Genomic DNA, 25,664 nt, shown 5'->3' on the forward strand with positions numbered 1-25,664 from the left:
ACGCCGCTCTTTCTTTTTCCATATCTTTCTGTGGCATTTGTAAGTTATTCATTTTTTTATTGTCACAATCAATTATTGCATATAATTATATCATAATAAGTGTAGATAATGATTTAGGATTGCTATATGATTCAAGGCACTACTAAACTGCTCGGAGTAATTGGTCATCCCGTCACACATTCTCTGTCGCCGGCGATGCACAATGCTGCTATTGCTCACTTGGGAGTCGATTTTGTTTACCTCCCATTTCCGGTAAAACCAGAGGATTTAAAGGCTGCGCTTGCAGGATTTGCGGCGATCGACCTTCGGGGATTTAGCATCACGATTCCCCACAAACAAGCCATTTTACCGCTGCTGTCGTCGGTTTCCCCGATCGCCCGATCGATCGGCGCAGTCAACACCGTCTACCGCACTGACAAAGGTTGGTGCGGCACAAATACTGACGTAGAAGGCTTTCTCGCGCCCCTGCAAACCCCCACTTACCAACCTAGGGAGGGCTCCGATTGGAGTCAGAAAGTAGCGGTAATTTTGGGGAATGGTGGCGCGGCGAGGGCTGTTGTGGCTGGATGCGCTCAATTGGGATGTGCCGAGATTCACGTTGTCGGGCGCAACGCCCAAAATTTAGCGGAGTTTCAGCAGAGTTGGGTTAATTCTCCGATGCCCGTGCCGAATTTGCAGGTTCACACTTGGGATAATTTGTCAATGTTAATTTCGCAGGCGGATTTGCTGGTGAACACAACTCCTGTGGGTATGTATCCGCACGGGGAAAAGTCGCCGGTTTCGGCGGATTCGTTCGATCAAATCAACGCAGGTGCGATCGTCTATGATTTAATTTACACTCCGAATCCTACTCAGTTTCTCAAGGATGCGCGGAGGAGGGGGGCTATCCCGATTGACGGACTCGAAATGCTAGTTCAACAAGGAGCCGCCGCCTTGAAAATTTGGCTGGACACAGAATCCGTCCCTGTGGATGTAATGCGCCAAGCCTTGCGGCAGCATTTAGGCTTAGAGTGATGCTATGGGCGATCGCACTAGGGAAACGGCACAGGGCTGTTTCCCTAGAGATGTTAAAAATTCGATCATGAATTCGCGCTAAGCTGGGAATTAAAATATACTTGCGCTGCAACTTATGAAATTTCGAGCTATCAGTCTTTTTTTTGTCACTTGCGCGATCGCAATTTTTAGTTTGGTATACACTCCACCGGCTTGGGCTCTGACACAGATCAAACTTTCAGATCTTTCTTATCGCGAATGTCCGGCAGAAATGGCAGAAGGAACAGTTACCAGCGGCAGTTCTATGGAAGCTAACTGCTTTTTGATTACAGGGAAAGCTGAAAATAGTAGTGGCAAACCTGTTTTTGATGCTGATATTTTCGGACGTATTTATGATGCAGATGAAAATCCGGTGATGCAAAACCGCACTCGCTTGGGATCTATCGAAGAAGTTCCTCCCGGAATTAGCGATTTTCAGCTCAGAATTTCGGTTGCTGCCAATCAGCGAACACCTTTGCAGCTCAAGCAATTTAAAGCTACAGGTTTTAGTGGTGTGGTTCGTCGCTAATCAAACTATTGGAGATTTTAGATTGCTGATTTGAGATTTTGGGTTGGCTGTTGAGAAACTGCGATGCAGTTTTCGATTTCTGATTGTAGATTTTAGATTGTTCAGTTGCTTTCAATTGGTTATATCTAACACAATACAGTTCAGCTCAAACAGTCCAGTCGGGAAAACAAGAGTGAAAAACAGATACTGCGATTGCTTCGTTCCTCTCTTCGGACAACTTCTAACTGAACCGTATTGAGATCTAATGTACAATTAACTCCCCGGCTTTTCAACCGGCGAGTTAATTTAAAAATCTCAAATCTTAATTTTAGTGGCCGGCAGCTAGGTTTGTTAAACAATTTAGCCTATATGTTTAAAAACTTAAGCTTTCCAACTACAAGGCTGTTTGCAAGCTGCTCAAAAGACGGATCAAGAATTCCGAGCCGAACTGAAGGACAAAAAAGGCAATCAGCGGTGAAAAGTCAATCCCTCCTAGGGGGGGGATAATCGAACGGAATAAATTCAAGTAAGGGTCTGTTAACTGACTCAAAATCGAAAACGGGGGGTCGTACCAATTGATATTGGGGAACCAGCTCAACAGCACCCTAACAATCATTAGTGCTACATAGATTTGCACAAATGTGGACAGCGTGGTAGCCAACAGGCCTATGGAATAACTCATATATTGTGCTGAAAGTTTGAGTAAAGTTTACAAACACTTTAACTTTAGCTTTAATTTTAGCATAGCTGGGGGAAAGGGGGAGAGTGAGGGAGTGGCAGAAGAGGAGCATTTTTGTTGTTCCTTGTTCCTTGTCGCTTCCCCTTCGATCGCGAAAAATGAAGAGAGAAATGTGCGACAGTTGGTCGATCGCCCGCATTCTACTCCCAGACTACTCTAAAATCTTTCATAGATTCAGGAGTCTTTGGCGATCGAACCTTCGCTGTTGTGGGCTGGCGCGTTCCCGTTGACATCGCCGAGTTGCAGCCGCACGTCATCAATTGCCTGATTTAGCTGGGCAATTTTATCTTCCAAACTCAGCCTTGCTACTTCCATCCCTTCGGCTTCGAGTTGGCTGGCTTTCCTCTGGCGCATCTTTCTTGCGTTGGCGTCGGAAGGTTCACTCAGCAAAGCTTCAGCAGCGCGCCGCGACAGCACCGCGCCCAAAACTGCCCCCACCAAGCCCCCAACTGCGGCTCCGGCAATAAATCCGCCTGTAAAACCCTCTCGATTGCTCATTGCTCAACTCAACTGCGCGATATTTCCTTGATTTGTCTATTTTGACACTCTCTGGAGCGATCGACCGGGAGATCGTTAATTGCCTGGTAAGGCGATAATTCCGACTTCTTGGTTAAAGCGGATCATCTCCAAAGATCGATCGCCATAAAGGTCTTCAATGTGCTCTAAGCAGCAGTCGATCGCGAAATCGTTCAATTCAGCAGGCTCAATGCCGTACATATCCTGAAACACCCCCTCGTCTACCCGGCAAAAGCGGGGTCGATCGTCATAAATTCCGCATTCTCGCGTTTTCTTGTCAAAATTGATACACCAACCGTCATCTCCGACTAAGCTCAAGTAGGTTCCTAATTCCTCTTCAGATAAATACTCGTCTAAGTCTGGGCGCTCTGTTGGTTCTAGGTAACAACAAGCACCGCACTGCTTTATGCAACGCCAAGTAGTCATAGTTTCGTTCGATTTTAGATTTTAGATTTTAGATTGGGAACACTCCGACAACGGGCATTAATTCCCCGGTTCCCTGTGAATGGGAGGTCGATCGTTCTTTACATTTTGTTGAATTTTGTAAACTTCCTTAAAAAATAGGGCCGATCGCCCGGTAAAATCAGAAGCGGATTTTCTAATCAACAATCTAGACTTAATCAATACAGTAGGAGGACACATGGACTTTATAACCGATCTTTTCAGCGGCCTGGGCGGTGTAAACTACCAACTGATTATTCAGGTAGCTTTACTTGCAGCAGTCGTGCTTTCGGGCCCGATCGTGATTTTTCTATTGGCTGCTAAAGGCGGCGACTTGTAATTGTAGCACGGCTGGCGATCGATGGTTGGGAGTTTTGATTTTTAAATGTGATGCAAAATTCCCAAAGCTCGATCGCCAATTTTCGCTGATTTTCCCTGCTGCACTAGATTTCCGCTCAAATACCGCTATCATATCGTTTCCGGTTGCATCGTCAGGTGATTTAACCACAGAGAACGCAGAGAACACAGAGGGAGATCAGAGAGATGAATAATTCCGATGAACAGAGGATTTGATATCAAATGCCGAGGGCGTGTTTAGCCGTTTGAATCAAATTCTCAAAAAAAGGTAGAGATACATCGACTTCTTTAGCATCCTGACGGGAGTTCCCCAACAAACCGATATGTTGTCCGGGTGCAACAGCCAAAACTTGTCCTTGAGAGTTGCGAATTCTCAATTCCTCTTGAGAACCGGTGGGAGACAGACTGCAAGAATAAGTGCGATCGCAATAATCAAACTCAACTTTTCCAAAAACCTGCCGCCTCGAACTCGCAGCACTTGCAGGCAAACGGACACCCAACAATTCTAACTCAACCGAAGTCCTGCCATTAAAACTATTTTCCCGCAATCGGTAAGCAATATCAACCCGCCGAGGCAAAGGAAAATATTCCCCCCAACGCCAAGCAATCCCCTTCACACTAGCCGAGCCTTTTTCATCTTGAGTTGCAGTTAGTTTAACGTGGCCTCCTTTACCCACAATTTTCTGTTCAGTAATGCAAACATTAGGAGTCCAAAATACAGGAGCCTTATTTTCAATTCCGCAAGGTTCCAAAGCATCAATTTGTCGGTAAAGATCGAGATTAATCTCAGCCAAATCCGCTCGCACATCTACAGAAACCAGCGGCTTGAGGTGTTCCGGCTGCAAACATTGATTGGCAAAAACTGACAGTTGATGGCGAAATTGTTCGAGATTATGGGCCGGCATAGAAAAACCGCCAGCCGCTTTATGTCCGCCAAATTTAGTTAATAAATCCGCGCAAAAATTCAGCCCGTCAAATACATTAAACTCAGGAATTCCCCTCGCCGATCCCCGGATGATATTAGCCGTTTCGCCACCCTCATCCTCAAAAGTACCGATAAAAACGGGTACGCCATAACGTTCCAGCAACCGAGAAGCCACAATCCCGATCACCCCGTGGTGCCAACCGGGTTGCACAACAACTAAAACCCGTTCCTGCTGTAAATTTATCGCACTTTTCTCACACCAGGCGATCGCTTCTTGCTCAATTTCCTGGCACAATTCCTGCCGGCGCTGATTGATTTGTTCGCACTGCATCGCGTTTTTGATAGCCAATTCGCGATCGTCCGTCGTCAGCAACTCGATCACAATTTGAGGGTCAGCCAGCCGCCCCACAGCATTAATTCGCGGCCCCAGCCGAAAACCAATATCTTCAGGCTTTAACGTATTATTAGCTTGACTTTTTGAATTAAAAAGAGGTAAAGTTTCCGCAGTTCCCGCCTGTACTCCGGCCACCTGAATCAAAGCTTGAACCCCCGCCAATTGTGAGTGAGGCAAAAGTCGCAAACCCCGCTTTACCCAGCGGCGATTAACCCCAGTCAAAGGAGCTAAATCCGCAATAGTTCCCAAAGTAAATAACTCTAGCAGCGGATTCACCAACCCGCCAACTTTATTCAAATCTTGAGCCAAAGTAATCGCCAAAACATAGGCAACACCTACCCCAGCCAAACCGCGATAAGGCGAAGATTCCGCAATTAATTTTGGGTTGAGAATAGCATCCGCAGGCGGTAGTTTTGGCGGCAAATCGTGGTGGTCTGTAATAATAACTTTAACACCGAGTTCTCGCGCTCTCGCCACCGGGCCGTAAGCTGCAATGCCGTTGTCTACCGTGAGAATCAGAGCCACACCCTCGGCGTGAAATTCTTCTACAATGCGATCGTTAATCCCGTAACCTTCCCGCATCCGGCTGGGAATAGCATAATCCACCTTCGCCCCCAGAGCCCTCAGAGCTCGCAGCAACAAAGCCGTGCTCGTCATCCCGTCAGCATCGTAATCGCCGCAAATCGCAATTTTCTGCCCTCCCGAAATCGCCTCCCGCAACAATTTGACACTCGCAGCCAAATCAGGAAACTCATCCATTGGCGCGGGCAAAACCAGAGATTCCGGTTCGATAAACCCCTGCACTTCTTCCAAAGAATCGATGCCCCGGTTAATCAGTACCTGTGCTAGCAAAGACGACAAACCGATTTCTGCAGCAAACTGTTCGGCTTGCTGCGGTTGAGGCGAATAAATTTGCCACCGTTGGTTGGGCAATCGGGGAGAATTCGGGGGCAAAGATGTCGGTCGCTCTTGCACGGAAGCTGAGGTCTAAAGATACATCACCAATCTTACCGAATTAAGTGCATCAATCAGTCAATCAATTTTAGATTTTAGATTTTAGATTTTAGATCGATCCTAAAGATGAGTTTTGTGGGTAAAATCCAAAGGTTGTTTGTAGGAAAGCTTTTTTCGGAAGCCCTCACCGCACGCAAATAGGGATACCAGCGCCCGATAGAAGTCGTGAAGAGCCCCAAATTTTAGACTAAAGTTCCAACCCCCAGATTGCATCTGCCCTTGTCCATCGCCAATCGCAAATAGACTTTGGGCGCAGACGACTGATTTAATTTTATGAGGAGAATTGCATGAATGTCGATCGACCGTCTTGGTTTAAAATTGCATTACAGCTTCGCGGCTCCGTCATTCCCTCAATCTGGCCCCGGGTTTTACTGTGCGGCGGCTTTGGACTTTTTATTTCCCTGCTGAACTTTTTGAAATGGCCAGTTTCCTTGCCCATTTTATCTAGTATTGTACCGAGTATTGTGTTGGGTTTACTGTTAGTTTTTCGGACAAATACAGCCTACGAAAGATTTTGGGAAGGTAGAAAACTGTGGGGAACCTTAGTTAATAACGTCCGCAATTTAGCGCGCCAAATCTGGGTGGCAATTGAGGAAAAAGACCCGCAGGATAGCGCTACAAAAAAATCCGCTCTGCGCCTGTTACCTGCCTTCGCAGTATCGATGAAATTGCATTTACGCCAAGAATCAATCAATTCAGAATTAGAGTCGTTGATGTCACCATCTCAGTGCCAAAAGCTCAAGTCAATGAACAATCCGCCGCTAGAAATTGCCTTTTGGATTGAGGATTATTTGCACAATCAGTACGAGCGCAATTGCCTTGATGTCTATCAGTTAACTTCTATGAAGGAGTTGCTCAACTCTATGATTGATGTATTAGGTGGCTGCGAGCGAATTTTGAAGACACCTATCCCTTTGGCTTACACGATTCACCTCAAGCAGCTATTGTTACTTTACTGTTTGGCACTACCCTTTCAAATGGTGAAGGATTTGACTTGGGGAACCGGCCCTGTTGTGGCTTTAATTAGTTTTACTTTGTTCGGGATAGAAGAAATCGGGATTGAAATTGAAAATCCCTTCGGGCATGATACCAATGATTTGCCTTTGGACAATATTTGTGCTGCCATGCAGCGAAATATCGACGATTTAATTACTTTATCTCCTAGCGTTCACGAACAGGTTAAAGACAAGTAGAATTATTAGTCATTAATAAATGTAGGGTGCGTCGCTATTAAAAATTACCGAATAAAATGGATAATTGATCGAGCGACACACCTGTGCGTACAAGATTGAGTCAACAAAGCCAATAATTTGATGACACCTCTTGCATAAATCACGGGATAGATCAACCGCAGATTTTAGGCAGATAAACACAGATAAACGCAGATATTTTTAAGATAGGATAGTGAGTGCAATCTTGTCTATTGTCGCAAAATTTGTTATAAATTGTATGACATTAATTTCTAACAATTAACCGCATCAACCCAGCTACAACCAACAATAAAGGCGTCAGCCAATCTCCCCAGCGCACGTACAAAGTCCGAGTTTTCCGCCGATAAATAGTAGCATCTTGGACTTCGTAGGTATTCAGTCCCGACTTCCAAACCGTCTCGCCGTGAGGATTTACAAAAGCAGAGTACCCCGTATTAGTTGCGATAACTGCCCATCTATCTGTTTCAATTGCGCGCATCACATCGAGGGCGTGATGTTGGGCCAGCATCGGCGGTTTGTAATGGGCATTGTTGGAAGCTGTAATCATAAATTCGCCTCGCTGTGCTGCTTGATATCGGAAATTTTCAGCAAAGGCGGAATCGTAACAAATTCCGACAATGGCGCGGCCAAATGGCGTATCAAACAATTGTTTTGAGTTTCCTGGTATTAAACGAGCATCTAAGGGTGACAGTCGATTTATGATCCCGCCTAATATTTCGTAAAAAGGGATATATTCGCCTAAAGGTACTAGCTTTAGTTTATCGTAGCGACCGACAATTTGTCCCGTTTTGTCGATCGCCAATAAGCTATTAGTGAGACCGTTTTCTTCCTGTCCAAATCCTCCAACCCAAGCCACTACACCGCGTTCGAGAATAGCTTGATAAAAGGAAAGAGTGGAACGCTGATATTCATTTGTCCAAATAAAAGGCAAAGCGGTCTCTGGAATTAACACAGCATCGACGTTTCTGTCTGCTAACTCTTTGTATCCAGCGGTGTAACCTTCCAAAGCGCGCCGCCAGCCCCCTGAGTCAAACTTAATTTCGTTAGGAATATTGCCTTGAATAATCCCAATTTTTAATGCTGTTCCGGCTTCTTGAATTAAGGGGCGATTGTATAAACTCCAGCCGACAATATGCAAAACTAAAAACAAACCCGCAGGCAAAATATAAGCTATCCAATTTTTCCCTCTTGCTTCTTCCTTCTCTCGTTTTCCCTCTTGCTTCTTCCCTCTTGCTTCTTCCCTCTTGCTTCTTCCCTCTTCCTTCTTCCTTCTTCCTTCAATAAAAGCTTCGGCAATTAAGCCATTTACTGCTACAATGGCGGCTGTTACTGTGGCAGGGCCAGAGAGTTGACCGAGGTGCAATATTGGTAAATTGTGCGGGCTTTGGGTGTATGATAGTGATGTCCACCACAGCGAACCTGTACTCCAAATACTTTCTAAGGCGCACCACAAAGCTGTGCCAATTAAAACGCGAGTTATAGGCAAGATGCCTGTGCCACTAATTTTTGGGGAAATCACAGGGAAGATGCCTGTGCCACTAATTTTTGGAATTACGATCGCAAATAGCCACGCCCAAACGGTGACTAATGCGGCTCCCCAAAGGGTGATGAATGTCCAGCAAAAAAGTGCGATCGCCAAACTCGGCCACCAAGGAACACCCAACCAAGTCATGGGGTGTATTCCCATAATCCAAGATAAGGCTAATCCGTGATAGCCAATTCCCCACAGTACGGGAAGAAGGAAGAAGGAAGAAGGAAGAAGGAATAAAAAAGAAGGAAGAAATTTTTGTTTTTTTTCTGTGATTATTGGCCGTTGATAACTGACAACCATAACCCACAGGGGAACTAATGCAATCCATGCCAAGGGCCAAGCATTGAATGGTGCTGTTGTCAATGCCATCGAAATGCCGCTGAAAAGTGCGATCGCCGGGCCTAATATTTGAGATTTATGAACTGCGAGTTTTTCAAATTTAAGCCTGTTAAATATCGTCACTTTGATAATTGCTAAAAATAATAATGCCTAATCAATATATCAGATTAATCAGCCAGAAGGAAATCTCTTAAATTATACTTACCCAAACAAAAAGCGCCCTCATTTGGAGAGAGCGCTTTTTGTTAATCAACAGCTAAATTTAGCCGTTGATGGCAGGAGCAACCATTGCTACTGGGGTGACTTCACCGGCGGCCAAGTCGAGGGGGAAGTTGTGAGCGTTGCGCTCGTGCATTACTTCCATACCCAAGTTGGCGCGGTTGATCACATCCGCCCAGGTGTTGATGACGCGACCTTGGGAGTCGATAATCGATTGGTTGAAGTTGAAACCGTTGAGGTTAAATGCCATCGTGGAAATACCTAAAGCGGTAAACCAGATGCCGACAACTGGCCACGCACCTAACAAGAAGTGCAAAGAACGGCTGTTGTTAAAGCTGGCATATTGGAAAATTAAACGACCGAAGTAGCCGTGGGCTGCAACGATGTTGTAGGTTTCTTCTTCTTGACCGAATTTGTAACCGTAGTTCAAAGATTCGGTTTCGGTTGTTTCGCGAACCAAAGAAGAGGTAACGAGAGAACCGTGCATGGCAGAGAACAGTGCACCGCCGAATACACCAGCTACTCCCAACATATGGAAGGGGTGCATCAGGATGTTGTGCTCGGCTTGGAACACGATCATGAAGTTGAATGTGCCACTGATTCCCAGGGGCATACCGTCAGAAAAGCTGCCTTGTCCGATCGGATAAATCAAGAATACTGCGGTAGCAGATGCCACAGGTGCGGAGTAAGCCACGCAGATCCAAGGACGCATTCCTAAGCGATAGCTCAGTTCCCACTGACGACCCATGTAGCAAAAAATGCCGATGAGGAAGTGGAAAATGACGAGCTGGTAAGGGCCGCCGTTGTACAACCATTCGTCTAAAGAGGCTGCTTCCCAGATGGGATAGAAGTGAAGCCCGATCGCATTCGATGAAGGAACGACAGCACCACTGATCAGGTTGTTACCGAACATCAAGGAACCTGCAACTGGTTCGCGGATGCCGTCGATATCTACAGGAGGAGCTGCGATGAAGGCGATGATGTAGCAGGTGGTGGCGGTCAGCAGAGTCGGGATCATGATCGTCCCGAACCAGCCCACATAAATCCGGTTATCGGTGCTAGTTACCCACTCGCAGAACCGTTCCCAAACGTTGCCGCTTTCGCTGCGCTGTACGGTTGTTGTCATTTGTTTTATGATTGCTTAATTGAATTTTCAATGTTCGTTGTGGGGATGCCCCACGCTTATATTAGTAACACCATTCACTAAAGTTTGCCAAGGGTTTAGTGCTGACAATTAAAACATTTTACAAATATTTACAAACATTGATTTTTAGTGAATATTTGTAGTTATTTGCAAAGTAATGTTACATAAGTAATACGGTTAAATACAGCGAACAGAAGAGCTGAATCTATTATCTGTAGGTTTATTCAGCAGTTGACTTCAATTACTGTTGTTCAGGTCGATCGCCTTTCTATTTAAATATCTCTTAATTAGGTCTTGAACAAATTATTTTTAATATTTATTCACATATTATCCGTGGATTCGGCACACATAAGTTTTTATTGGGAGAATACTGGAAATTGGGTGATTGTGCGATCGCACTATAGCACTATAGCAGTGGACAGTTGACAGTTGACAGTTGCATAACGGGAATCAAATCATTGATGCTTGACGGGTATCGGCTCTATTCATGAAGTTATTTATGTCCTCACTGATGTGGCGGTTGCTATACATTCTCAACAATTCCCCATCAACCGGATTCATCAACTAAAAACCCAGTTTATGAGGCGCTTTGCAATAGCCATAAACCGGGTTTCTGAGGATGAGTTCGTAAGTTGTGCGTCAAAATTAACCTTTAGCCAGGGGGCCACTTCATCTGCCGTCCGCCGAGAATGTGAAGGTGCAGGTGGTCTACAGTTTGGCCGCCGTCGTTGCCGGTATTAATCACGACGCGATAGCCGTTGCTGAGTCCGAGTTGTTCTGCTACGCGCTTGACAGTCAGGAGCAGGTGTCCCATGAGCGCATGATCTCCCGATTCGGCATCGGCTAATTTGGGAATAGGTTTTTTGGGAATGACGAGGATGTGGACTGGCGCTTGCGGATTGATATCTCTGAAGGCGAGGGCCAAGTCGTCCTCATAAACGATGTCTGCTGGAATCTCTTTGCGGATGATTTTGCTGAAAAGCGTTTCTTGGGTTGTCATGGGTGTTAACGAAGGAAGAAGGAAGAAGGAAGAAGGAAGAAGGAAGAAGGAAGAAGGAAGAAGGAAGAAGTGGGAAGTGACAAGGGCGGAGGTGCAAGACGGAAGGGGGAAGACGGAAGGGACAAGGAGAGGAGGGAAGGGGGAAGACTCAGGAGGAGACCAGCAAAAAGAGAAAAGGAAGAGGCAAGGAAAAGTTTTTCTTGCTTCTTCCGATATTCATTAGTCATTGTTAATCATAATATATGATGAATCAAAGACAGGCAAATTAAGGATCGAGAAAAATGCTTGCTAGGGTTTGGAGTGCATCGATCGTAGGAATTGACGCGGTAAAGGTGGGTGTCGAGGCTGATGTATCGGGGGGACTGCCGAAAATTGTGGTTGTGGGGTTGCCCGATTCTGCGGTGCAAGAAGCTAAGGAAAGGGTTAAGGCTACGCTAAAAAATTCGGGATATGGTTTTCCGATGCGGAGTATTGTGATTAATTTGACTCCGGCGGATTTGCGAAAGGAAGGGCCAAGCTTTGATTTGCCGATCGCCATTGGTATTTTAGCAGCATCGGAACAGGTCAGCGTGGAGCTGTTGGGAGATCATTTGTTTTTGGGGGAACTCTCTTTAGATGGGAGTTTGCGGCCTGTGGCTGGGGTTTTGCCGATCGCCGCTGCTGCTGCCAGAATGGGTATTTCGGGATTGATTGTGCCGATGGCAAATGCCGCAGAAGCCGCTTTAGTAAGCGGAATATCTGTTTACGGTTTTGATAATATTTTTGCAGTTACTGATTTTTTAAACAATCCTCAAGTTTATTCGCCGGTAGAAGTAAACGGTAGAGAAGAGTTAGCAAAAAGGCGGATTCCGGGTCTAGATTTAAAGGATGTAAAGGGGCAAATTCACGCAAGACGGGCTTTGGAAATTGCGGCTGCGGGGGGGCACAATTTAATTTTTGTGGGGCCGCCAGGGAGCGGTAAGACTATGCTGGCGAGACGTTTGCCTGGTATTTTGCCGCCGCTGACTTTTGATGAAGCTTTGGATGTGACTCAAATTCATTCGGTGGCTGGGTTGTTGAAGGATAAGGGAAGCTTGGTGAGCGATCGGCCTTTTCGCAGTCCTCACCATTCAGCATCGGGGCCTTCTTTAGTTGGCGGCGGCAGTTTTCCGCGTCCGGGTGAAATTTCTTTAGCACATCGCGGCATACTTTTTTTGGATGAATTAACTGAGTTTAAAAGAGATGTTTTGGAGTTTTTGCGGCAACCGTTGGAAGATGGTTATGTGACGATTTCTCGGACTAGACAATCGGTGATGTTTCCGGCACAATTTACCTTGGTTGCGAGTACAAATCCGTGTGCTTGCGGTTACTACGGCGATACGATCCAACAATGTACTTGTTCGCCGCAAAAGAGGGAGCAATATTGGGCAAAACTTTCGGGGCCTTTGATGGATCGGATTGATTTGCAGGTGGCGGTTAATCGTTTGAAACCGGAGGAAATTACGCGACAGCCGACGGGGGAGGAGTCGGAACCGGTGCGGGTGAGGGTGCAGCGGGCGCGAGAGGTGGCGACTCGCCGTTTTGAGTCGGAAGCTGGCTTGCGGTGTAACGCGCAGATGCTAAGCAGCCACATTAACGAATGGTGTCAGTTGGATGATGCTTCTCGGAATTTGTTGGAGATGGCGATTCGGAAGTTGGGGCTGTCGGCGAGGGCTAGCGATCGAATTTTGAAGGTTGCTAGGACTATTGCTGATTTGTCGGGGGATGAAAGTCTGAAAACCAATCATGTGGGTGAGGCGGTGCAGTATCGGACGATCGATCGGATGCAGTAAGGTAAAGTAAGGGGGATTTGGGCGATCGGGCGTAGGTAAAATGACACAGGAATCTAAAATAACAGCAATAATGTCCATATTACTCAGCTAAATTGGATATAGATTCTTCGTAAAAACCCTCATCTTGCAGAAATTGACTTAGTTCCTTCAGTCCTTGACGGCGCTTGATTTTCCGCTGTTCCTTGTAAATCATGACATCTTGGAAAAGTATGCGCCGATGGGAACCAACTTTGATATGGGGAATTTCTCCGTTTTCTAGTAATTTGACTAGAAATGGTTGTAATACATTCAGATAAGACTTACCAGAGCAAACCAGCCGATACAGATCGTTTAAGTTGCTAAGGGTTTTTCGCCACAAATCATTAGGAGTTCGATCATTATCAAAGCGTTTGGTGATGACAGGAACTGCTTTGTCTCTGCACGAATTTCTTCTAACTCGGTTTCTTTAAGAAAGCCCTGTTGTATTACTGGAACTAAAAAAGCCTCATCAAAACTAATCTTAAACAAAGGTTCTATACCCAACTCGTCACTATGGAGTATAACCGCCTCTAGGTTGAGTTTTTTGAAACCAGTTTCTTTAAGTATGCGCCACAAGTACCGACCAAATTTTGGGTTCCCGCCATTGGCAGTCACAAACTGATTTAATTTCTCGAAACCTAACAGGCGTTTTGGAGCCGGCGGATCGACAAGGCTATAAAATTCATCATCGTAGTCAGTAATTACGCATTTTCCACCAGGTTTGAGGACGCGCAATACTTCTTTAGCTGCCCCAATTGGATCTGGTAGATTCCATAAAACATAGCGCACGATGGCGAAATCAAAGCTGTTGTCTGGTAAATTGGTGTCCATAATAGAGGCTTCGATCATCTTGAGTCGGTCACTTGTTATACCTTGCAGGTATTGCTGGAAATACTCGATCGCAGTTGGATCGATTTCTACTGCTGTTATTGAGCTATTAGGCACTAAGGATAATAGTTTTTTGGTAAAGAAGCCCGGTCCACTGCCTAGCTCAAGGACAGACATTCCGTCTTGGAGACCAAACCAGGATAAGTTGCGTGCCTCTTTTTTCCAGCTCAGGTCAACTTGAAGGCGTAAGCGATGTATTTCACCTTCTACAGAACGATTCCAGGTACTAAGGTCGTAGGCTCTTACATCAGTCATCTGCTTGCTATCATTGATTGACCCTGATAATTCAGGAGTTTGATGGGTGAGTTAGTGGATTCATTCCTCAACAAGGCTTTTTACCAACTCTGGCTCTGTTCTTAGCAAGTGTTCAGCTTGTTGTTTCACCGATAGGTCGGGCATTATCAAAGATATAATTAATTATAGTAGCATCAATACTTCACTTCGGACAGTTTATATCTAATCGAGTGTCCGAAACCCAGACTGGCTATATGGTGGACTATTTTTTCAAGATTTAAATTTAAGTCCAGCGCTAAGTTTCAAAAAATGCGTTAAAAATGGCAGGGCTTCTGTAAGGCTTACAGGGCCGTTAAAAAACTGTCCGAATTATTGGTAGCATAAAACCTAACAATATAGCTGATTGGGATAATCCATGCTCAACAGCCAATAGGTTGACTTTTCGACTTGAGCCATTTTGGGCGTGTTACGTCAGCCTTCCTCACCTCACCAACAAATAAACAAGCTCGCAGCTATAGCAATCCTAAATCAGTTTCAATAACCGATTCCCAGGCTAAGCGCCTGGGAATCGATGTCCAGAGGCTCTGCCTCGCAAGGGCGAAAATCGAGGCCGAGCCTCCGGATCTGCGTTACCAGGATCTTCCTGGTAACGAGTAGAATCATTTAGGATTGCTATACCCGATCGCCCTTTTACCCGCTTTCCCCCACTTTCCCCCGATCGCCCCTGGCAACCCGACCTATCCCCAGTGCCACATAGCGGTACAATAGTCAGATCGCATTCCCCAATTCCCAACCGTGATAGAGCGCTACACTTTGCCCGAAATGGGCAACATCTGGACTGAAACCGCCAAGCTCAAAAGCTGGCTACAAGTAGAAATCGCTGTCTGCGAAGCTCAAGCCGAACTCGGCTACATCCCCGCCGCCGCAGTCGAAGAAATTAAAGCTAAGGCTAATTTTGACCCGAAACGAGTCCTCGAAATTGAAGAGGAAGTTCGCCATGACATGATCGCTTTCTTGACAAATGTCAACGAATATGTAGGCGATGCCGGCCGCTACATTCACCTCGGTTTAACAAGTTCCGATGTGCTCGATACTGCTTTGGCGCTACAGTTAGTCGCTAGTGTCGATATCTTGTTACAACGTGTCGAAGATTTGAGTCAAGCTATTCGCTATCAGGCTCAACAGCATCGCAATACTGTGATGGTTGGCCGATCGCACGGAATTCACGCCGAACCCATCACCTTTGGCTTTAAACTAGCTGGATGGCTGGCGGAAGTATTTCGCAGCCGTGAAAGATTAGTCAATTTGCGATCGTCCATTGCAGTCGGCAAAATCTCCGGCGCAGTCGGAACCTATGCTAATATCGATCCGCGTATAGAGGCGATCGCCTGTCAAAACCTCGGACTCGAACCCGATTGTGCATCCACTCAAGTCATTTCGCGCGATCGACACGCCGAATACGTCCAAACCCTAGCACTTTTAGCCGCATCGATCGAGCGTTTCGCAGTAGAAATCCGCAACCTCCAACGCACCGACGTACTCGAAGTCGAAGAATTCTTCTCCAAAGGGCAAAAAGGCTCATCCGCCATGCCCCACAAACGCAACCCAATTCGCTCCGAAAGACTCACGGGGATGGCAAGAATTGTCCGCGCCAACGCCGTCGCAGCCCTAGAAAACGTAGCGCTTTGGCACGAAAGAGACATCTCTCACAGTTCCGTAGAACGGATGATTTTACCCGACAGTTCTACAGTAACTCACTTCATGTTAGTAGAAGCCACAGACTTAGTAAAACACCTGCTAGTCTATCCCGAAAACATGAAGCGCAACATGAACCTTTACGGCGGAGTAATCTTCAGCCAGCGCGTGATGCTAGCCTTAGTAGAAAAAGGCATGAACCGCGAAGAAGCCTACAAAGTTGTGCAATCTTGTGCTCACGAAGCTTGGAACAAATCTGAAGGCAATTTCTACAATTTGATTGCTAAGGACGATCGGGTAACAGCTAAGATGACGACCAAAGAAATTAATGATTGTTTCGATCCGCAGTATCAATTGAGGCACTTAGATTTAGTGTATCAGCGCTTGGGAATTTGAAAATACTTTTAATTTCCTAATTTGAATCGGGCAAGTTTTTCCACCAAACTTCTTTGGGATAAATTATACCAAATTCGGCTTTGATATCCCCTTTATTCTTCAGTCCGCGGAGGCGGACTTTGTATGTGTAGAAGCGATTTAAATCGCCGATTGATAAAGGGGGTAACGAACCCGGACTTGGTATTACCAATCCTCATGGGGTAAGGACATAAATTGGATCTTTGCCAAAACAGGATCTAGTTCAGAGGACTCTTCAGAATAGACTTGATTGAGTTTGCTCAAAATTCGATCGCGATTGTATCGTCGTAGATATGCTTGCAATGCTTTTGTATAAAGCTCACTGCGCGATAACCCTAACTGACTGGCCAATGTCTCGGCTTCTTCAAAAACTAAATCTGGAAGTGAAATTGCAGTTTTCATAGTTTTTCCTGCTGTCACTGTTACTACATAATATTGATTATACCACAGAAAAATCACCTCAATCTCTTCTCTAATATTCGCCATCAAAACAGCTATGAAATTTAATCGTTTTGGAAAATATCCGATCGCCTTTATGCTAGTATTGCTATGTGCGATCGGTCTGCACCAACCAATATTTGTCCGCGCCCAAGAACCGCCAAGAGTGGAAATTACCCAACCAGAACCAAGCCCGATCGCACCTGACAGCATTTTCATGAGTCAACTTCCCAATTGGGCGCGCCTTGTTGACATCCGCAAAGTAAATCCCAAAATTCGCCTCGATATCCGCTACGCCACTGCGAACAATTTCTTGAAACGAAAGCTTTACTCTCAAGCCAAATGCGCTTTAAGAAGTTCTGTCGCTCAAAAATTAGCGCTAGTTCAAACAGACTTAGAAAAAATCGGATTGGGTTTGAAAGTTTACGATTGCTACAGGCCTTTTTCTGTGACTAAGCAAATGTGGGAATTTTTGCCAGATCCGAACTATGTTGCTAATCCGGCTAGGGGTTCGCGGCACAATCGCGGTGCGGCTGTGGATTTAACTTTAGTCGATCGCACCGGCAAAGAATTAGAAATGCCCACACCCTATGACGATTTTACCAAAAAAGCTCACAGAGATTACAACGGTGGCAGCGCCCAATCTCGGAAAAATCGTCAAACGCTTGAAAATGCGATGAAAAAACAGGGATTTATTGGTATCACAACTGAATGGTGGCACTTTGATTCGGAAGATTGGCAGAAGTTTGCGATTCTTGATGTGTCGCTTACTGAAATTCCTTAATTAGCTAAGGATCGCAAATTAAATAACTTACAATTTTAATTGTTATTGTGGGGTGGGCGGGAGAGCCCGCCCACCCCACAAACTTGTGTAAGTTATTTAATTCTCATTCCTAAGACGGCGGTTGAAACCGCCCGGTGTTCTTGGGAATTAACGGACTTGCACATAAAATTCGTATTCATAGCCGCGGAAATTTGAGTCTAGTTGAAATGTATAATTTCCAGTAACAGGGATTTTTCCAGTCCACTCTGTTTGATTATCCCGATCAGAATTTCCTAAAGTTGTGCCACCAGGAGTCAGAATTAGCGGGAAAACATCTTTCCGATTCTTAACAATCATTGTTTGATTTTTGGCTGCCCGAATCTTGTAGGAATGGCTGCCGCCGCCGATAATTCGACCTTTAACAATGGCTTCATCTCCCCCAGGCAGAAAATTAATCTGCTGGTTCACATTCACACAACTGCTTTCGGTGCGATTTTTGGCAATCCAACCGGGCGGATCGGTAATTCGCAGCCAACCGTTTTGTTCTTCGGCGACTGAAACAAAGGTATTATTTTGGAGTTTTCCTACTATTTTGCTGCCGTTGACTTGCGGGCGCGATCGCACATTTAGCGGTGGATTCGGATCGCTGACTACAGCCATACTGATTTTACAGCCGGAATTGGGCGGTGTGACAACTACTGCGCCAACTTTTTGCTGCGAGACTCCGGCGATTTGCGGTGGTTCAAGTGCGGGGCTTTGGGCTGGTTGAGATTCAGATTTCGGGGCTTCCGTAGCCTGGGTTTCTGCTTGCAGAGGTTCTGCTGGCCGAGATTCGGGGTTGTTGGCCGGAACGAGTGAAATCGGGTTTCTGACGGCTGCTGGCGATTCTGCAACCGGGGGATTGGATTGTTCGATCGCACCCGACTGTATAGTTGCAGCAGCCACTCCCACGGCTGTTGCTAGCCCTGCTAAGCCTGTGATGATGATTTGAGTAGAAGTAAATGACATAAAAAACCCCTCTGTATTTATACTGATAATTTTTGTTTTGGAGTTGGCGCGAGGCTAGAATTTTGATAGGTAAAATACTTGGTTAGGGCAGATTTATCTGGATTTTCCCGGAAAAATTGGCGGGCTCGCCATTCCATCTAGAGTGAAAATACTTAATCAGGGCTGAGGTTTCCGCATTAGTTCCTAAAATTTAACATCGATGATTGTCACAATCATTTCACTCCATCTATACTTGACACCTGTAGTGATGGTACTGTTGCGGTGAGCCAGTTCCGCGCAAATATGGTAAAGTAGCCGTCCGGCGCGAGGCGCAGTTTAGTAGCTAAAATGTCAAGATTTATTCCTTTCAGATTACAACCACCTCGCGATCGACTACTTTCGGAAGTAAAGCGAGAAGTCCAAGCAGGCCGATCGCAGTCTTTGCACGCTTCTGTGGTGGCTAACCTCAGCCAAGACTCCCAGCCTGTTGGTGCTAGTCGCTGTTGGGATGTGGAAGTGAAAGCCGGCAACCGTCCGAGTTTTCGGCTTCCTCCCAAAGCTAGCATTTCTAAAGTGTTCGATCGCACCGGCGGCAAATTGGTCATTTTGGGAGCGATCGGTGCAGGCAAAACCACCACGCTGCTAGAATTGGCTCTGGTGTTAGTTTCCCGCGCCCAAAAAGATGCTAGTTTGCCTGTACCGGTGTTGTTTGAACTCGGATCGTGGAAAGCAGAATCCGGGGCGATCGCAGATTGGTTAATTGCTCAGCTTCAGTTCAAATACGGCATCTCTCCTGCTGTGGGCAAAAAATGGCTCGCCGAACAAAAATTATTGCCTCTCCTCGACGGTTTGGACGAAGTGGAAACCCACCGCCAAAATAGCTGCATTCAAGCAATCAATCAGTTTTTGGAAAGCGAATTTAAACCCAAACATTTAGTAGCTTGCAGCAGTTTTGAAGTCTACAAAAACTGTCAAACTAGATTTAAATTGCAAGCAGCAGTTTTGCTGAAACCTTTGACAGAAAATCAAATTCAAAACTATCTGCTAGAAGCCAGAAGCCGCGAACTTTGGTACAGCATCGAAAAAGAGCCGGAGTTGCTGAAGTTGGCAAAAACTCCCTTGTTGTTGAGCATGATGGCTTTGGCTTACGATGATATTTTAATCGAATCTTGGAAGCGTATAACTTCCGCAGAAGAACAGCGCAAATATCTGTTAACTGCCTACATTCGCCATCAAATGACCGGGGAAGTCAAGCAGTATCCCAGAAATAAGGAACTGCGGCCCGAACAAATTCGCCACTGGCTGGGATGGTTGGCGAGAAAAATGGAACAGCAAGGATTTCAAGAATTTCACCTCGATCGCATCCCGTCTAGTTGGCTGCAAACAGGCGAGGAACAGCGCAAGTATAAGTTTGGGGTTAAGCTCGTTGGCGGGCTGATTTGGGTGATTTTGGGATTAATTTTCACCCTAGTCTCCGGGTCGATTTGGGGATTGATTGCGGGTGCTGCGGCTGCGGTAATTAGTGCTTTGCTGCCGCCAATTCCGGCGATTGAAAGTTTTATGTTGCGCCTCGTGCTGTGGTCTAGCGGTCATATTCCTTGGGATTACAGGCGTTTTCTGGATGCTGCGGGCGATCGACTGTTGCTGCAAAAAACGGGCGATCGGCGTTATCGATTTATCCACGATTTATTGCAAAAACATTTTGCTGAAATCTAAATTGAGGAGCTTGACAAAAATCACTATTCATGATATAAGACCGGGCGGTTTAAACCGCGGCTACACAGACAAAACCCGCCTCCGCGGGTTGAAGAGTACCTAGTAAAAATGCGTTACTTTCTTCATTCCGCGGAGGCCCAATTCGTTTGTGTAGACGCGGTTTCAACCGCCGTCTGATCTTGATTCCGCGGAGGCCCAATTCGTTTGTGTAGACGCGGTTTCAACCGCCGTCTGATCTTGATTCCGCGGAGGCCCAATTCGTTTGTGTAGACGCGGTTTCAACCGCCGTCTTTGGTGGTATTTTTGCCATCTGAAATAGCTGTTCCGCGCTAAATTCTAATCCATCAAAAAGTGGATCTTTTAATAGAGTATCTCCCATATAAGTCTGCGGTGCTGCATCGGGGTAAAAAACAGTAATACTTCTAGCCTTGCTATCTACCACCCAAACCCGCAAAACCTTAGCATCTAAATAATTTCTCGCCTTGGCCGCTAACTGACCGAAAGTTGGTTCGGGTGAAATAATTTCTATGACTAATTCTGGGACAACAGGACAGGCTTCATCTTGATTCCAGTCAGGAGATAAGCGTTCGTAAGAAACATATAAAAGGTCTGGTACGGGAACCCAGTCTCGCCCCAATCTGGTTAATTTCACTGCCCATTCTACACCAATTTCTCCCCGTTCCTCACCCCACTGTTCGAGGATTTTGATGAGGCTTCTGGTGAGGCGAGAATGAAATTTTTTCGGTGACATCTTCGGTACTGCTTGATTGTCAATAAGTTCGTAAGTAATATCGCCTTCTCCTTCGGGGAGAGTGAGAAATTCTTCGAGAGTTAGTTCTGTTTTTGTCTGGAACATAATATTCCTCTGCTGTCGGCAGGCAAGTTAGGATTATTTTAACTTAAATATTTATTGACATAATACAAATGTTATGATATGTGTGGGCAAAATCTCCAGTCTTAACTGCCAAATGTACGATCGCATCCTCATCCGCACCCCAAAAGGTTAAGATTCTAATCTGACCTCCTGCAATCATTGCTTGACCTCCTATGGCAGAAACTTTATTGTTCAACGCGCTCCGCGAGGCGTTAGACGAAGAAATGGCCCGCGACTCCTCTGTATTCGTACTCGGCGAAGACGTAGGTCAATACGGTGGTTCCTACAAAGTCACCAAAGACCTCTACGAGAAATATGGCGAGCTCCGAGTGCTCGATACCCCGATCGCCGAAAATAGCTTTACAGGCATGGCAGTCGGCGCAGCAATGACGGGATTGCGGCCGGTCATCGAAGGCATGAACATGGGCTTTTTGCTGCTCGCGTTCAACCAAATTTCTAATAACGCCGGAATGCTGCGCTACACCTCCGGCGGCAACTTCAAAATGCCGATGGTGATTCGCGGGCCCGGCGGCGTGGGCCGACAACTCGGCGCGGAACATTCCCAGCGGTTAGAAGCCTATTTCCAAGCAGTACCGGGTTTGAAAATAGTCGCCTGTTCGACTCCCTACAACGCCAAAGGACTCTTAAAATCGGCAATTCGCGACGATAACCCCGTCCTGTTCTTCGAGCACGTCCTGCTGTACAACCTCAAGGAAAATTTGCCAGAAACAGAATATTTAGTGCCGTTAGACAAAGCGGAAATTGTGCGATCGGGCAAAGATGTCACCATCTTGACATATTCCAGGATGCGGCACCACGTCCTGCAAGCCCTGCCCGCACTGCTAAAAGAAGGTTACGATCCCGAAGTAATCGACCTGATTTCTCTCAAACCCCTCGATATGGAGACGATCGGCGAATCCATTCGCAAAACTCACAAAGTAATTATTGTCGAGGAGTGCATGAAAACCGGAGGTATCGGTGCCGAACTAATTGCTTCGATTAGCGATCGATTTTTTGACGAACTCGACGCACCAGTTTTGCGCCTGTCTTCACAAGATATTCCCACACCTTACAACGGCAATTTGGAAAGACTGACAATTGTCCAGCCAAACCAAATTGTCGAAGCCGTCCAAAAAATGGTAGGTTTGCGAGTATAAATAGTCAGTTGTCAGTTGTTAGTTGATAGTTGATAGTTGACAGTTGACAGTTGACAGTTGATAGCTGCCATTACCAATTACCAATTACCAATTACCAATTGCCAATTACCAATTGCCAATTACCAATTGCCAATTACCAATTACCACTGCCAACTAATTACTGTCACAGGTAAACTGCAAACTACCCCAACCGTGCAGGAATCCACAGTCTCACCAACTGTCAACTATCAACTATCAACTGTCAACTACTATAAGTATGCAAAAACAACGTTCAATATTAGCCCTAATTTTTGTTTTAATCATCGCCGCTATTACTGTAATAGTAACAATTCCGACGCGGCTGGGATTAGACTTACAAGGAGGATCGCAACTCACAATTCAGATAAAAACTACCAAAGATATCCCGAAAATTGAAGAACGGGATCTAGAAGCAGTGAGGCGAATTATCGAAAACCGAGTTAATGGTTTAGGAGTTTCCGAATCAGTTGTACAAACGGTAGGCAACGATCAAATTCTGGTTCAGTTGCCTGGGGTAAGCGATCCGCAACAAGCGGAACGGGTGCTCGGCGGTACGGCACAGCTAGATTTTCGGCGCGAGACACAGCAAGAAGGAGCTTTTTTGAAGGTCAGAAAAGAGGAACTTGCCGGACTGGTGGGAAAGCAGCAGGAGTTGCAGGCAAAAGGAGATGCTAAGGCGATCGCAGATAACCAAACTGCGATCGACAAAAAAAATCAAGAAATTCAACAACTCACCGCCAACCTTTACGAACGTACCGAGATCACCGGCAAAAACCTCAAAGATGCTTTCGCCACATCCAATTCATTAGGCAACACCTATGCTGTAGCGCTACGCTTCGATACCGAGGGGGCCGAAAAGTTTGCCGAACTGACCAAAAGCATTGCTGGTACAAACCTCACTCTAGGCATTTTTGTAGATAACGAACTGATCAGCGCTGCGACAGTTAGTGATCAGTACAAACAAACTGGTATCACAGGCGGTAATGTCGAAATTTCCGGCAACTTTACAGCACAGAAAGCTAATGACTTGGCGGTGCAATTGCGTGGTGGTGCTTTACCTCTACCAGTCGAGATTATTGAAAACCGCACTGTCGGTGCAAGCTTAGGACGAGATAGCATTCAAAGCAGTATTAACGCAGGTATCGGCGGCTTAGTTTTAGTCTTGATTTTCATGGTTGGTTACTATCGACTCCCCGGCGTAATTGCCAATATTGCTCTGTTAATTTATGCTTTGTTAACTTGGGCAGCCTTCGTGCTGTTGGGAGTAACTTTAACGCTGCCGGGAATTGCTGGTTTTGTGCTCAGCATCGGCATGGCGGTGGATGCTAACGTGCTGATTTTTGAGCGCACGCGGGAAGAGTTGCGATCGGGAAAGACGCTTTATCGATCGGTAGAATCAGGTTTTTACCGCGCTTTTTCCAGCATTTTAGACGGTAACGTCACAACGCTGATTGCTTGTACTGCTTTGTTCTGGTTGGGTGCAGGTTTAGTTAAAGGGTTTGCTGTAACGCTAGCATTGGGCGTGGTAGTCAGTATGTTTACTGCTCTTACTTGCAGTCGCACTCTACTTTTGGTAGTGTTGGGCTTTCCTGGATTGCGCAAACCTCAGTGGTTTTGTCCCGGTTTGTCGAAAACTGCTAATAGTTGACAGTAGTCAGTAGTCAGTAGTCATTGCTGAGATTCTTCCCTCTTCCTTCTTCCCTCTTCCTTCTTCCCTCTTCCCTCTTCCTTCTTCCTTCTTCCTTCTTCCCTCTTCCTTCTTCCTTCTGACTTATGCAATTTAGTGTTATCAAACAGCGATCGCTCTGGTGGAGTATTTCCGCCGCGATCATCCTTGCAGGTATAGTGTCGATGGCGATTTCTTGGACTCGTCCCGACATCCGCGCACCCCTGCGCCCCAGTTTAGACTTTATCGGCGGCACTCGGCTGCAATTTGAACTCGACTGCACGAAACCGGAAAATTGTAAACCCATCGATATTGTCAGTGTCCGCCAAGTTTTAGACTCCCAAGGTTTGGCTGGTAGCAGCATTCAAGTTATCGGCAAAGAACAGCGCGGTTTGTCGCTGCGCACGAAAACTTTAGATGTCGAACAGCGGACTAAGTTGCAAACAGGTTTGAGCGAGAAAATAGGCACTTTTGCTCCTCAATCTATTCAAATTGATACGGTGGGGCCTACCCTCGGCAAACAGTTGTTTACTTCTGGTTTGCTGGCTTTGTTGCTTTCCTTTGCAGGCATTACTCTTTATCTGACATTCCGATTTCAGTTAGATTATGCCTTTTTTGCTTTTGTTGCTCTGTTTCACGATGTCTTAATTACGCTTGGTGTATTCTCAATTTTGGGTTTAGTTGGAGGACTGGAAGTTGACAGTTTATTTGTCGTCGCCCTCTTGACAATTATCGGTTTTTCTGTTAATGATACAGTGGTAATTTACGATCGCGTGCGGGAAGTAATCAAGCTAAATCCCGGACAGTCGATCGATCAAATTGTCGATGATGCCGTCATGCAAACGCTGGGAAGGTCAATCAACACGACCCTGACAACGCTGCTGACCTTGTTTTCAATCTTTTTGTTTGGTGGAGAAACCCTTAAATACTTTGCTTTAGCATTAATTGTCGGGTTTATTGCCGGTGCGTATTCCAGTATTTTCATTGCTAGCACGCTGCTAGCTTGGTGGCGCAGTCGCACGGGCCACTCCATCCCCCTCCCCGCAGAAGGAATCAACCCATCAGAAGAAGTTTAACGATTGTTGACTGTTAACTGTTGACTGTTAACCGTTAACTGTTGACTGTTAACCGTTAACCGTTAACTGACTAATAACCAATAACTAATAACCAATAACTAATAACCAATAATTAATGACCAATGACCCAAATTTTCAAATTGAAGTCCAAAGGCTTCACAAACTAACAGTTTACGGCCGCTGGTTAACTGTGATATTGCTGTGGATTAGCATCGGTTCTTTGAGTATTTGGAGTTTGCGTCGCGAAATCGGTTTGTGCTTAGAAAACTTCACTTGGGCGGCGGTACGCTACGGTTTATCTTTTCACCGCTGGCCGACTCTCGGTTTGGGTTTGTGCTTGGGGATGACTTTAGCAGTGCTAACTTGGCAAAGTCGCAATAAGGTGCGAGGATTGCCCCAGCGAGAAAAACAGGGTTTGGAACAACAAGTGCGCCGAATTCGCCAACAGGGGCCGAGTCATCCTTTGTGGAAGTGGGTTTGCAAAAATTCGCAGTAGTCAGTAGTCATTAGTCAGTAGTCATTAGTCATTAGTCAGTAGT

The 25,664-nt window shown here is 45.9% G+C and carries 26 protein-coding genes; 13 read left to right on the top strand and 13 right to left on the bottom strand.

The genetic code is table 11. The features are described 5' to 3' along the window. The first annotated feature begins 126 nt into the window (after nt 1-126). Together K4039_RS07180 and K4039_RS07185 are read left to right on the top strand one after the other, a co-directional pair. On the top strand, nt 127-1,014 hold the full coding sequence (locus K4039_RS07180) for a shikimate dehydrogenase (protein ID WP_265234461.1): 888 nt from the start codon (nt 127-129) through the stop codon (nt 1,012-1,014). A gap of 115 nt (nt 1,015-1,129) precedes the next feature. Next, nucleotides 1,130-1,561: a hypothetical protein gene (locus K4039_RS07185; RefSeq protein ID WP_265234462.1), complete on the top strand. Its 432-nt coding sequence runs from the start codon at nt 1,130-1,132 to the stop codon at nt 1,559-1,561. Between the two features lie 373 nt (nt 1,562-1,934). On the opposite strand, the gene K4039_RS07190 is transcribed toward K4039_RS07185, so the two are convergent. The 3 genes from K4039_RS07190 to K4039_RS07200 form a co-directional block, all read right to left on the bottom strand. After that, on the bottom strand, nt 1,935-2,222 hold the full coding sequence (locus K4039_RS07190; protein WP_265234463.1) for a YggT family protein: 288 nt from the start codon (nt 2,220-2,222) through the stop codon (nt 1,935-1,937). 231 nt (nt 2,223-2,453) lie between these two features. Beyond that, the gene (locus K4039_RS07195; protein WP_265234464.1) at nt 2,454-2,777 is read right to left on the bottom strand and encodes a hypothetical protein; all 324 of its coding nucleotides are present in this window, start codon (nt 2,775-2,777) and stop codon (nt 2,454-2,456) included. 75 nt (nt 2,778-2,852) lie between these two features. Beyond that, on the bottom strand, nt 2,853-3,221 hold the full coding sequence (locus tag K4039_RS07200) for a YkgJ family cysteine cluster protein (RefSeq protein WP_265234465.1): 369 nt from the start codon (nt 3,219-3,221) through the stop codon (nt 2,853-2,855). A gap of 214 nt (nt 3,222-3,435) precedes the next feature. On the opposite strand from K4039_RS07200, the gene psb30 reads away from it, so the two are divergent. Continuing rightward, the gene (psb30, locus tag K4039_RS07205) at nt 3,436-3,576 is read left to right on the top strand and encodes a photosystem II reaction center protein Ycf12/Psb30 (protein ID WP_265234466.1); all 141 of its coding nucleotides are present in this window, start codon (nt 3,436-3,438) and stop codon (nt 3,574-3,576) included. Here the strand turns inward: psb30 and K4039_RS07210 are convergent. Together K4039_RS07210 and recJ are read right to left on the bottom strand one after the other, a co-directional pair. Next, complete coding sequence (locus K4039_RS07210) at nt 3,547-3,744, bottom strand: hypothetical protein (RefSeq protein ID WP_265234467.1); 198 nt, start codon at nt 3,742-3,744, stop codon at nt 3,547-3,549. The genes psb30 and K4039_RS07210 overlap by 30 nt on opposite strands. Nucleotides 3,745-3,811: 67 nt before the next feature. Further along, nucleotides 3,812-5,887, bottom strand: a complete 2,076-nt coding sequence (gene recJ, locus K4039_RS07215) for a single-stranded-DNA-specific exonuclease RecJ (protein ID WP_265234468.1) — start codon at nt 5,885-5,887, stop codon at nt 3,812-3,814. Nucleotides 5,888-6,213: 326 nt separating this feature from the next. Between recJ and K4039_RS07220 the strand changes: the two genes are divergently transcribed. After that, nucleotides 6,214-7,119, top strand: coding sequence for a bestrophin family protein (locus tag K4039_RS07220; protein WP_265234469.1), 906 nt, complete (start codon nt 6,214-6,216; stop codon nt 7,117-7,119). Between the two features lie 262 nt (nt 7,120-7,381). Here the strand turns inward: K4039_RS07220 and lnt are convergent, their stop codons facing one another. From lnt to K4039_RS07235, 3 genes are all read right to left on the bottom strand, one after another. Continuing rightward, nucleotides 7,382-9,130 carry an apolipoprotein N-acyltransferase gene (gene lnt / locus K4039_RS07225; RefSeq protein ID WP_265234470.1) on the bottom strand — a complete coding sequence of 583 codons (1,749 nt, stop codon included), beginning with the start codon at nt 9,128-9,130 and terminating at the stop codon, nt 7,382-7,384. Between the two features lie 139 nt (nt 9,131-9,269). Further along, nucleotides 9,270-10,352 carry a photosystem II q(b) protein gene (gene psbA / locus K4039_RS07230; RefSeq protein WP_265234471.1) on the bottom strand — a complete coding sequence of 361 codons (1,083 nt, stop codon included), beginning with the start codon at nt 10,350-10,352 and terminating at the stop codon, nt 9,270-9,272. Nucleotides 10,353-11,022: 670 nt separating this feature from the next. Further along, complete coding sequence (locus tag K4039_RS07235) at nt 11,023-11,370, bottom strand: histidine triad nucleotide-binding protein (RefSeq protein ID WP_265234472.1); 348 nt, start codon at nt 11,368-11,370, stop codon at nt 11,023-11,025. On the opposite strand from K4039_RS07235, the gene K4039_RS07240 reads away from it, so the two are divergent. Both K4039_RS07240 and K4039_RS07245 read left to right on the top strand, forming a co-directional pair. After that, complete coding sequence (locus K4039_RS07240; protein WP_265234473.1) at nt 11,369-11,593, top strand: hypothetical protein; 225 nt, start codon at nt 11,369-11,371, stop codon at nt 11,591-11,593. The genes K4039_RS07235 and K4039_RS07240 overlap by 2 nt on opposite strands. Before the next feature lie 58 nt (nt 11,594-11,651). Beyond that, nucleotides 11,652-13,181 (top strand): YifB family Mg chelatase-like AAA ATPase, encoded by a 1,530-nt coding sequence (locus tag K4039_RS07245; protein WP_265234474.1) that lies wholly within the window; start codon nt 11,652-11,654, stop codon nt 13,179-13,181. Nucleotides 13,182-13,260: 79 nt separating this feature from the next. Here the strand turns inward: K4039_RS07245 and K4039_RS07250 are convergent, their stop codons facing one another. Further along, nucleotides 13,261-13,539 (bottom strand): excisionase family DNA-binding protein, encoded by a 279-nt coding sequence (locus K4039_RS07250; RefSeq protein WP_265234475.1) that lies wholly within the window; start codon nt 13,537-13,539, stop codon nt 13,261-13,263. Beyond that, nucleotides 13,512-14,342 (bottom strand): class I SAM-dependent methyltransferase, encoded by an 831-nt coding sequence (locus K4039_RS07255; RefSeq protein ID WP_265234476.1) that lies wholly within the window; start codon nt 14,340-14,342, stop codon nt 13,512-13,514. Before K4039_RS07255 ends, K4039_RS07250 begins: the two co-directional genes overlap by 28 nt. 774 nt (nt 14,343-15,116) lie before the next feature. On the opposite strand from K4039_RS07255, the gene purB reads away from it, so the two are divergent. After that, nucleotides 15,117-16,412, top strand: coding sequence for an adenylosuccinate lyase (purB, locus tag K4039_RS07260; protein WP_265234477.1), 1,296 nt, complete (start codon nt 15,117-15,119; stop codon nt 16,410-16,412). A gap of 183 nt (nt 16,413-16,595) precedes the next feature. On the opposite strand, the gene K4039_RS07265 is transcribed toward purB, so the two are convergent. Further along, nucleotides 16,596-16,832, bottom strand: a complete 237-nt coding sequence (locus tag K4039_RS07265; RefSeq protein WP_265234478.1) for a hypothetical protein — start codon at nt 16,830-16,832, stop codon at nt 16,596-16,598. Nucleotides 16,833-16,926: 94 nt separating this feature from the next. On the opposite strand from K4039_RS07265, the gene K4039_RS07270 reads away from it, so the two are divergent. Then, entirely contained in the window at nt 16,927-17,652 is a 726-nt protein-coding gene (locus tag K4039_RS07270; RefSeq protein ID WP_265234479.1) for a M15 family metallopeptidase, read from the top strand. 147 nt (nt 17,653-17,799) lie between these two features. Here the strand turns inward: K4039_RS07270 and K4039_RS07275 are convergent, their stop codons facing one another. Further along, nucleotides 17,800-18,639, bottom strand: coding sequence for an SH3 domain-containing protein (locus tag K4039_RS07275; protein WP_265234480.1), 840 nt, complete (start codon nt 18,637-18,639; stop codon nt 17,800-17,802). A 327-nt stretch (nt 18,640-18,966) separates the two neighbouring features. On the opposite strand from K4039_RS07275, the gene K4039_RS07280 reads away from it, so the two are divergent. Continuing rightward, complete coding sequence (locus K4039_RS07280; RefSeq protein ID WP_265234481.1) at nt 18,967-20,334, top strand: NACHT domain-containing NTPase; 1,368 nt, start codon at nt 18,967-18,969, stop codon at nt 20,332-20,334. A gap of 220 nt (nt 20,335-20,554) precedes the next feature. Here the strand turns inward: K4039_RS07280 and K4039_RS07285 are convergent, their stop codons facing one another. Continuing rightward, nucleotides 20,555-21,190, bottom strand: coding sequence for a Uma2 family endonuclease (locus tag K4039_RS07285; RefSeq protein WP_265234482.1), 636 nt, complete (start codon nt 21,188-21,190; stop codon nt 20,555-20,557). A 191-nt stretch (nt 21,191-21,381) separates the two neighbouring features. On the opposite strand from K4039_RS07285, the gene K4039_RS07290 reads away from it, so the two are divergent. From K4039_RS07290 to K4039_RS07305, 4 genes are all read left to right on the top strand, one after another. Next, nucleotides 21,382-22,365: an alpha-ketoacid dehydrogenase subunit beta gene (locus K4039_RS07290; RefSeq protein ID WP_265234483.1), complete on the top strand. Its 984-nt coding sequence runs from the start codon at nt 21,382-21,384 to the stop codon at nt 22,363-22,365. 256 nt (nt 22,366-22,621) lie between these two features. Continuing rightward, nucleotides 22,622-24,031, top strand: coding sequence for a protein translocase subunit SecD (gene secD, locus K4039_RS07295; RefSeq protein ID WP_265234484.1), 1,410 nt, complete (start codon nt 22,622-22,624; stop codon nt 24,029-24,031). 125 nt (nt 24,032-24,156) lie between these two features. Beyond that, on the top strand, nt 24,157-25,125 hold the full coding sequence (gene secF, locus K4039_RS07300; RefSeq protein ID WP_265234485.1) for a protein translocase subunit SecF: 969 nt from the start codon (nt 24,157-24,159) through the stop codon (nt 25,123-25,125). Between the two features lie 115 nt (nt 25,126-25,240). Then, a complete protein-coding gene (locus tag K4039_RS07305; RefSeq protein WP_265234486.1) occupies nt 25,241-25,621 on the top strand; it encodes a hypothetical protein in 381 nt (126 codons plus the stop codon). The last annotated feature ends 43 nt before the right edge of the window (nt 25,622-25,664 follow it).

The organism is Lyngbya sp. CCAP 1446/10 (assembly GCF_026130175.1).
Taxonomy (GTDB): Bacteria; Cyanobacteriota; Cyanobacteriia; order Cyanobacteriales; family Microcoleaceae; genus Microcoleus.